This window comes from Kamptonema animale CS-326, from assembly GCF_028330895.1.
Lineage (GTDB): Bacteria > Cyanobacteriota > Cyanobacteriia > Cyanobacteriales > Microcoleaceae > Kamptonema > Kamptonema formosum.
In genome coordinates this window covers 1-8436 of the sequence record NZ_JAQMUA010000247.1, presented here as the reverse complement: position 1 = coordinate 8436, position 8436 = coordinate 1, and the positions used below count along the sequence as shown (strand labels likewise).

General features: G+C 41.8%; 12 protein-coding genes and 1 other RNA gene. 10 read left to right on the top strand and 3 right to left on the bottom strand.

All coding sequences use genetic code 11. The annotated features are described in order from the left end of the window. The 4 genes from PN499_RS14530 to PN499_RS14515 all read left to right on the top strand — a co-directional run. Nucleotides 1-204: hypothetical protein (locus PN499_RS14530; protein ID WP_272032695.1), on the top strand; the 204-nt coding region annotated here is incomplete at its 5' end. 191 nt (nucleotides 205-395) lie between these two features. Beyond that, nucleotides 396-614 (top strand): hypothetical protein, encoded by a 219-nt coding sequence (locus tag PN499_RS14525; protein ID WP_272032694.1) that lies wholly within the window; start codon nucleotides 396-398, stop codon nucleotides 612-614. Continuing rightward, the gene (locus tag PN499_RS14520; protein WP_272032692.1) at nucleotides 611-880 is read left to right on the top strand and encodes a ParE family toxin-like protein; all 270 of its coding nucleotides are present in this window, start codon (nucleotides 611-613) and stop codon (nucleotides 878-880) included. Before PN499_RS14525 ends, PN499_RS14520 begins: the two co-directional genes overlap by 4 nt. Nucleotides 881-921: 41 nt before the next feature. Beyond that, nucleotides 922-1068, top strand: a complete 147-nt coding sequence (locus tag PN499_RS14515; protein ID WP_272032690.1) for a hypothetical protein — start codon at nucleotides 922-924, stop codon at nucleotides 1066-1068. Nucleotides 1069-1076: 8 nt separating this feature from the next. Here the strand turns inward: PN499_RS14515 and PN499_RS14510 are convergent, their stop codons facing one another. Continuing rightward, nucleotides 1077-1631 (bottom strand): 2'-5' RNA ligase family protein, encoded by a 555-nt coding sequence (locus PN499_RS14510; RefSeq protein WP_272032689.1) that lies wholly within the window; start codon nucleotides 1629-1631, stop codon nucleotides 1077-1079. 128 nt (nucleotides 1632-1759) lie between these two features. On the opposite strand from PN499_RS14510, the gene PN499_RS14505 reads away from it, so the two are divergent. The 5 genes from PN499_RS14505 (at nucleotide 1760) to PN499_RS14485 (ending at nucleotide 4452) form a co-directional block, all read left to right on the top strand. Beyond that, the gene (locus tag PN499_RS14505) at nucleotides 1760-2026 is read left to right on the top strand and encodes a YciI family protein (RefSeq protein ID WP_272032688.1); all 267 of its coding nucleotides are present in this window, start codon (nucleotides 1760-1762) and stop codon (nucleotides 2024-2026) included. Between the two features lie 23 nt (nucleotides 2027-2049). Continuing rightward, nucleotides 2050-2146: signal recognition particle sRNA small type (gene ffs, locus PN499_RS14500), an RNA gene on the top strand. Between the two features lie 24 nt (nucleotides 2147-2170). After that, nucleotides 2171-2542 carry a phasin family protein gene (locus tag PN499_RS14495; RefSeq protein ID WP_272032687.1) on the top strand — a complete coding sequence of 124 codons (372 nt, stop codon included), beginning with the start codon at nucleotides 2171-2173 and terminating at the stop codon, nucleotides 2540-2542. A 299-nt stretch (nucleotides 2543-2841) separates the two neighbouring features. Beyond that, on the top strand, nucleotides 2842-3255 hold the full coding sequence (locus PN499_RS14490; RefSeq protein ID WP_272032686.1) for a hypothetical protein: 414 nt from the start codon (nucleotides 2842-2844) through the stop codon (nucleotides 3253-3255). 63 nt (nucleotides 3256-3318) lie between these two features. After that, nucleotides 3319-4452 carry a protein kinase domain-containing protein gene (locus PN499_RS14485; RefSeq protein ID WP_272032685.1) on the top strand — a complete coding sequence of 378 codons (1134 nt, stop codon included), beginning with the start codon at nucleotides 3319-3321 and terminating at the stop codon, nucleotides 4450-4452. Between the two features lie 111 nt (nucleotides 4453-4563). Here PN499_RS14485 and PN499_RS14480 read toward each other — a convergent pair whose 3' ends face one another. Both PN499_RS14480 and PN499_RS14475 read right to left on the bottom strand, forming a co-directional pair. Next, nucleotides 4564-4911, bottom strand: coding sequence for a HepT-like ribonuclease domain-containing protein (locus tag PN499_RS14480; protein WP_272032683.1), 348 nt, complete (start codon nucleotides 4909-4911; stop codon nucleotides 4564-4566). After that, nucleotides 4901-5221 (bottom strand): nucleotidyltransferase family protein, encoded by a 321-nt coding sequence (locus tag PN499_RS14475; RefSeq protein WP_272032681.1) that lies wholly within the window; start codon nucleotides 5219-5221, stop codon nucleotides 4901-4903. The genes PN499_RS14480 and PN499_RS14475 overlap by 11 nt, the downstream gene beginning before the upstream one ends. A gap of 127 nt (nucleotides 5222-5348) precedes the next feature. Between PN499_RS14475 and metH the strand changes: the two genes are divergently transcribed. Beyond that, on the top strand, nucleotides 5349-8436 hold a 3088-nt coding region (gene metH, locus PN499_RS14470), incomplete at its 3' end, for a methionine synthase (RefSeq protein ID WP_272032680.1).

Genomic DNA, 8436 nt, shown 5'->3' with positions numbered 1-8436 from the left:
GTATCTTTACCGCCCAGATGGCGGCGTTACGGTAATCCGTCAATTTTCGCCAACGAGTTCTGGATTAAAAATATTAGAATCGAAGAATTAGGTATCCAAACCCTACCTAAAAATGTACAGTTTGAGATAAAATATAAAGTTAAAGATTTGGGAATTAAACCTTTTTACGCTTCCAAGCCGATGTTTGATTTTCTTGAAAAGTAGCGGAAATAGCTTGGCAAGAGGGGACAAGATTAGCCATTGGAACTTTTTTGGTTAAATAAGTAAATTCACCAAATAAGCAAGAATGAGGAGTGTAGATGCGATCGCGCTTGTTTTTTTATTGATAAGCGATAGATAAGGAAGTAGGGATGCGATAATTAAATACATATCTCGTAAATTACATAGCCAGCTCTATGACTGAATTGCTCGAACAAGCAATTGACCGCTTGAAAACTCTACCTGCTAGCGAACAGGATGCGATCGCGTCGCTAATTCTGGAAGAACTGGAAGACGAAATGCGTTGGGATGAAGCATTTAAGCGTTCTAAAGATGCCCTGGCTTTCCTTGCAGCCGAGGCGATGGCTGAATATCGTACGGGTAAAACTCAAGAATTAGACCCAGACACATTGTGAAATCGCGTATAACTGACCAATTCCGTAGAGCCTTTGCGAATTTACCCGAACAAGTTCAACAAAAGACACGCGAGGCATATCGCCAATTTAAACAAGATCCTAGTCATCCCAGTCTTCGCTTCAAAAAAGTACATCCAGAATTGCCAATCTATTCTGCTCGAATCGACAAGAGTTACCGAGCAGTTGGACAGTTAAATGGAGATACTGTTATTTGGTTTTGGGTAGGTTCGCACGCGGATTACGAGCGGTTACTCTCTCAGTTGTAGCGACAGTAAGCTAACACTGTATTGGAACGGACAAGACAGAGGTGAAGGGACTTCAAAATAGCTACGATCGGGCAATCGATAAGGGGGTTAAGGAGGCGATCGCCTTTGTTTTTTTATCTACATATCATACCGATTTTTTGCGCCTTAAGCTTTACCAGTTACCATTGGCAGATGTCTTTTTATTGTAATCTGTGGGTTATAGTGAAAAGGGAAATTCACGGCTAATGTTCCAGCGTTCCCCATCATGAATTAATAGTGTTAACTGAGATGCAGTAAACTCAAAGTTGAGCGATCGCCTTTCAAATTCTAGCCAAGCTGCTTTGAAATTCTCCTTTGTTAAGTCTCGAAATGCGACTGTTAGATGTGGTGTAAAGGAACGACTCTTGGAAACTGGATCGATAATTCCTAAAGTTGTTTCTAGATCTGCCATCAAATCTTTTTGAATGTCTAGCAATTCAGGGATTTTGAGTGGGTTTGCGTAAATAACGCGGGGTGGAAAGGCGGCAAAACCTGATAGAGTGATGGGGATTGGGTGACGGGCGATCGCAAATTTTTCTAAGCATTCTTCTACTTTCCCAATTTCCTCTGTCACCCACTTAAAAGGGGGTTGTAGGGTGATGTGGGGCGGCGATTTTAATGCACCGCTACTGGCGTATTTTTTAGCAAAATATTGTTTAATTTCAGTTATCTGCTCTTGAATTTCTTGGGGAGGGAGGAGGGCAATAAAATAACGGTGTGTTAGGTTTTCCATGAGCTGATTGGCGAACCACAAAGGCGCAGAGGACTTTACAGAAGAGGAAGCGAGAGTTATTGGTTTGTGCAAGTTGTGATAAGTTATTACTCAATATAGAATATAAAATTTAAAATTGAAAAGCAAAAATGCCTTGGTTTGTCAAGATTGAGAAGGGAATTGTCGAAAAGTCCATTTTTGACCAGTATGTGCCTGCCCATCGCGCTTACGTGCGAGAGTTGATTGCTAAGGGGTATAAGGCGAAGACGGGATACTGGTATCGGCGGGGCGGTGGGATGCTGCTATTTGAGGCGCAGTCGATGGAGGATGCGATCGCGATCGCGGCTAAAGATCCCTTAGTAGTCAATGGTTGCGTTACCTACGAAGTTTATCAGTGGTGTGTTGTCGAAGAATGAAAAGTTGTGTTATAGTCATAAATGAGCCGGACTTACGCGATTGTAACGCCCAAACTTTGTCAGGGCCGGAAGGCAGCAGCAATACGGGATGCTTGCAATAGGCGTGAACTCCGGTTCACCTTGTTTAAGGGAGGTGTACTTGCTATGCCAGGTTTCGGAGATATTTTACAGAAAGCAGTTTACCTGGGTGTGGGGTTGGCTTCCTACGCTGGCGAGAAAGCAAGTAGCAAATTAGGCGAGTTGCGGACTGAAGCCCAAAAATTGGCAGATGAATTGGTAAAGCGCGGTGAAATGACGACGGATGAAGGTCGTCGCTTTGTTGATGATATGATGAGGCAGGCGCAACAGCAGCCCGGTGAGTCGCCTTCTGAACCGCAAAAACTTTCTGAACCACGCCTGATAGAAATTGTTTCGGAAGATGAAGAACCATCGAATAAAAGCGATGAGGGTGTCGATCGGCTTCGTCAACAGGTGCAGCAGTTACAAGATGAACTCCGCGATCTGAAGCAGGATTAGGCTTTGTAAAGTTTTATGACGGGGGTTGAGTGCGATCGCACTTCTACCTCCGTTAGTTTTGGTATTTATCCTTGGTAAGGGTTTAGTAATACTATGGAAAAGGTAATAGAATTGATAAGTAGGTGGACATAATATATAGATTGTCATTCCGAGAAACGAAGCGATCGCAAAGACTTGAGATTGCTTCCCTTCTCTGGCAATGACAGGATCGATTTTATCTATTGTCTACCTACTTAGTAAGTGCAAGCCGTTGCACTTGGATTTTGTTAATAATATTTAAAGATCGAGCTGATAAATCAATGGAAGAGTGGCAAAAAAGTTTTGTGGCGGTACTGGAAACTGCTGTTTCTGAGTTAGAGAAGTTTTTCATGGATGCGAGTGAAGAATTCGCCGAAATGCTGGACTCACTGGCGAAGTTTTCGGAAGAGGTGACAGAAGAAATACAAAATACTGTAATCGATGATTTCGACAACTATTTTAATGAGTTGCTTGAACCAATTATTGAGGTTTTTAGAGAATTAGATCCAGAGATAAATGAGATAGATTTTTCGATTGTGACTTATGTAGAGCCTTCAACAATTCAGCATCCAGCTTGTAGGGGTTGTTCTAATTATCACGGTCATATTTATGGTGGGAATTTGTTAGTTTGTGCGATGCACCCTTCGGGTGTAGAGTCTGAGAGTTGTCCTGATTGGGAAGCTGAGAGAGAATAATTGAGATGGTTGATTTTTTAAGGGTGCGATCTAGTTGATTATAATTAAAAAGATTAGAAGAAAATGACAAAAACCAATAAAAAGCCAAAGCCTTGGGATGACAACTGGGAAGTTATCAGGGAGCTAAGTGAAGGTGGACAGGGGATCACTCAACTGGTTAAACGTAAAAGCACTACAGACCAATGTCAATATGTCTTAAAAAAGCTCAAAAAGCAGAATGATCCTGAAAGACGCGGAAGAATGTACAGAGAGTATGTAGCTTTATGCTCTCTCACTTGTGATGGCATCCCCAGAGTAATTGAATCAAATTCTCAAGAATTTAAATCGTTGGATGTTCCCCTTTATATTGTCACTGAATTTATTAAGGGTAAAACATTGTCTGAAATGCTACAAGAGCAGGAAGCACTCGATATTTTCACTGCCATTAACTTTGTGAATAAGTTACTAGATATTCTTGAATTTTGTCACAATAAGACAATAGTTCACAGAGATATTAAACCAGACAATATAATACTTCGGAATGATAATATTAACGATCCAGTTTTAATTGACTTTGGAATTTCCTTTAATAAGGAGGATAGCGAGGATACTAGCTTAACCCCAACTGGTCAACAACTTGGAAATAGGTTTTTACATCTTTCTGAGCTTCACCATAAAAGTAGCCTCCAGCGAGATCCAAGGTCAGATATTACACAATGCTGTGGGATTCTATTTTTTGCAATTACCAAAATTTGTCCTATTAGTCTTTACGATCACAACGGTCAAAAGCCTCATCAAAGAACAGAAAGTAAAAATGTATTGTCTCACATACCATCCGATTTACTATCCCAAATTAATGCTATTTTTGACAGAGCATTTGAGATCGCAATTGATCGCCGTTGGCAGTCTATCCCTGCGCTCAAAAAAGCCCTAATGGGCGTGTCTCTTTCTTCCTTAAATGCAGAAAATGACGAGCCAGGAATTTATCTGGAACGAATTAAGAATAAATTATCCAGTTCTTCTGATTATCCTGAACGACAGCTTTTCAAAAGACTTTCCGATCAAATAGGGAAGGAAATCATTTTGTTGTCAGAAGACAATGGACAAGAAATTGAGTTGTTGCGAACTCCGTTGAATAGTGAACCTGATTTCGTCGCATTCCGTGAACGTCTCAGGCACTTCTATCTCAAAGGTGTGGCAAGTAAATTAGGAGCCTGACTTAGCTTGGTAGGCAAAAAAATTTTGTAATTGACAGTAACAATAACAAATCGAGTGTTTACTAGGAAGTGAAAATGATAGGGAAATTATTTACTAATTAACAATAACCTTTTAATTAACCCTCTCCTCTAATAATTGACTAATTTCACGATAAAGTACAGGTAAATTAGACTCCACAATTCCCCAAACGACCTGATTAGAAACCTTGGCATAAGCATGAATCAAAAGATTACGAAAATCGACAATTCTTCGACAATCTGTAATGCTTGCCGCCAAATCAGGCTCTAATTTCAACATCTGGTTTAACGCCTCTCCCACAATCTCAAACTGTCGCTCCACAGCAGAGCGTAGCATCGCATTACTTACGTAATCTTCAAACGTTTTACCTGCCGTAAACTCCGTTAAAAGTTGACAAGCTTCCTGAATATCAAACAAATATTTCTGTACCTCAAGCCGCATACAAAATCACCCGCGATTTTTCAATTGATTCTAAAAAATAAGGGTTGCGGATTGAATTAATTTCAACTAAATCGATAGAACGATTAAACAACTTATTTAACGCCTCCCGTAAACCAAAAAAGCAATTAGCATATTCCACCGGAGACATCGGTGTAAACTGAACTAAGAAATCTAAATCACTTTTTTCTTCGTCGAAATTATCTCCAGTTGCAGAGCCGAATAACTCCATCTTTAATACTCGGTAATGCTGACAAAACTCAGTCAATTGAACCTGTTTTGACTCCAAATTTTTCTTCCAGTCACTCGCCATAATTCAACCTCCTGATATTTCACGCTACATTTTCCTAAGTCATCGCTGGCTAGATCAGTTATTATATAAATAACTACGTTAACATAATTTCTACTTCATCAAAATAGAGCGTCAAAAATATTAACCCATGACCCATAGTACCTTCCTCCAACGCCTCCACCACCCATCCCGGCCCGTCATCGTCTTCGATGGCGCAATGGGAACCAACCTGCAATTCCAAAACCTCACCGCTGAAGACTTCGGCGGCCCGCAATACGAAGGCTGCAACGAATACTTAATCTACACCAATCCCGAAGCTGTCGCCAAAGTCCATCGCGGTTTCCTCGAAGCAGGCGCAGATGTGATTGAAACTGACACCTTCGGGGCCAGTTCCTTTGTACTTGCTGAATACAATTTAGCCGAGGAAGCCTACAACCTCAACAAGGCGGCCGCAACCCTCGCCAAAGGCTTGGCTATTGAGTATTCTACACCAGAAAAACCCCGATTTGTTGCCGGTTCAATTGGCCCTGGAACTAAATTACCAACCCTGGGACATATTGACTTTGATACTCTGAAAATTGCCTTTGCCGAACAAGCCGAAGGACTATTTGATGGTGGGGTTGATTTATTAATAGTTGAAACCTGCCAAGATGTGTTGCAAATTAAAGCCGCACTCAGCGCCATTGAAGAAGTATTTGCTAAAAAAGGTAAGCGCCTGCCGATCATGGTATCGGTGACAATGGAAACTACTGGTACAATGTTGGTAGGTTCCGATATTAGCGCTGTCCTGACAATTTTACAACCTTTTCCTATTGATATTTTAGGATTAAACTGCGCTACTGGGCCAGACAGAATGGCCGAACATATCAAATATTTATCCCAATATTCCCCCTTTGTAGTTTCCTGTATTCCCAACGCAGGTTTACCAGAAAATGTTGGCGGGCACGCCCATTATAAACTCACCCCGATGGAACTACGAATGGCATTAATGCACTTCGTAGAAGACTTAGGAGTGCAAGTAATTGGCGGCTGTTGCGGTACTCGTTACGATCACATTCAAGCATTAGCAGAAATTTCCACAACCCTGACACCGAAAGTCCGCGAAACCACTTGGCAACCCGCCGCCGCCTCAATTTATAGCGCCCAACCTTACGACCAAGATAATTCTTTCTTAATAGTTGGGGAAAGACTTAATGCTAGTGGTTCTAAGAAATGTCGCGACTTATTAAATGCTGAAGATTGGGATGGTTTAATCTCAATGGGACGCGAACAAGTCCGCGAAGGCGCACACATTCTCGATGTTAACGTCGATTATGTGGGACGCGATGGCGTAAGAGATATGAGAGAAGTAGTATCTCGCCTAGTTACTAATGCTACTTTACCCTTAATGTTGGACTCCACTGAGTGGGAAAAAATGGAAGCGGGATTAAAAGCCGCTGGGGGTAAATGTTTGTTGAATTCTACTAACTATGAAGATGGGGAACCCCGTTTTTATAAGGTGTTAGAATTGGCAAAAAGGTATGGTGCGGGGATAGTTATCGGTACAATTGATGAAGATGGCATGGCCCGGAGTGCGGACAAAAAATTTGAGATTGCATCCCGCGCCTATCACGCTGCTATTGCCTACGGCATTCCCGCCTACGACATCTTCTTTGACCCTTTAGCATTGCCAATTTCTACGGGGATTGAAGAAGATAGGGCGAATGGTAAATCTACAATTGAAGCCATTCGTCGCATCCGGCAAGAGTTGCCGGGATGTCACGTTATTCTAGGAGTTTCTAATATTTCTTTCGGCTTAAATCCAGCGGCGCGACAAGTCTTAAACTCGATGTTTTTGCATGAAGCCATGCAAGCTGGGATGGATTCTGCAATTGTTAGCCCCAATAAGATTTTACCGCTGGCAAAAATTGAAGAAAAATATCAAGAATTATGCCGCAAACTGATTTACGATCGGCGAGAATTTGATGGCAATGTCTGCATTTACGATCCTTTGGGAGAGTTGACAAATGCCTTTGAAGGTGCTACAACTAAGCGCGATCGCAGTGCCGATAAACTGCTTCCTTTAGAAGAACGTCTGAAGCGTCATATCATCGATGGCGAAAGAATTGGCTTAGAAGAAGTTCTTACCACAGCCTTAGAACAATATCCACCTTTGGAGATTATTAATACCTTCTTATTAGATGGTATGAAAGTGGTGGGTGAATTATTTGGATCGGGTCAAATGCAATTACCTTTTGTATTGCAATCTGCCGAAACTATGAAAGCTGCCGTTGCCTTTTTACAGCCATATATGGAGAAATCAGAATCAGGTGATAATGCCAAGGGAACCTTTATTATTGCCACAGTTAAAGGCGACGTTCACGACATTGGAAAAAATCTGGTTGACATCATTCTTTCTAATAATGGGTATCGGGTGATTAACCTGGGAATTAAACAACCAGTAGACAATATCATTGAAGCTTACGAAAAGCACGAAGCTGATTGTATTGCTATGAGTGGGTTGCTGGTTAAATCCACTGCTTTTATGAAAGAAAACCTGGAGACTTTTAACCAGCGAGGCATTACGGTTCCCGTAATTTTAGGTGGTGCAGCGTTGACTCCTAAGTTTGTCCATGAAGATTGTCAAAATACCTATAAAGGTAAGGTGGTTTATGGCAAAGATGCCTTCTCTGACTTGCACTTTATGGATAAATTGATGCCTGCAAAATCAGGGGGGAAATGGGATGACTTCAAGGGCTTTGCAGATGAAGAAAATGGCAATGGTAATGGTGCAGCTAAAATAGAAGTCACACCTAAAAAAGAGGTGGAAACTTCGGAACCAGCAACGCCATTAGTGATAGATACACGGCGTTCCGAGGCAGTGGCGGTGGATATTGAACGTCCAACTCCGCCTTTTTGGGGTACTCAGTTATTGGAGGGCGAAGATATACCCTTTGAGGAAATTTTCTGGCATTTGGATTTACAAGCTTTGATTGCGGGACAGTGGCAATATCGTAAGCCTAAAGACCAATCTCGTGAAGAGTATGATGGCTTTTTAGCTGAGAAGGTTTATCCGATTTTGGAGGAATGGAAACAGCGGGTTATTAATGAGAAGTTGTTACATCCACAGGTGGTTTATGGGTATTTTCCTTGTCAGTCTGAGGGAAATTCTTTACACCTTTACGATCCAGCTAACCCCCCCAACCCCCCCTTGGTAAGGGGGGGGGATGATTTAACTAACCCCCCCTTACCAAGGG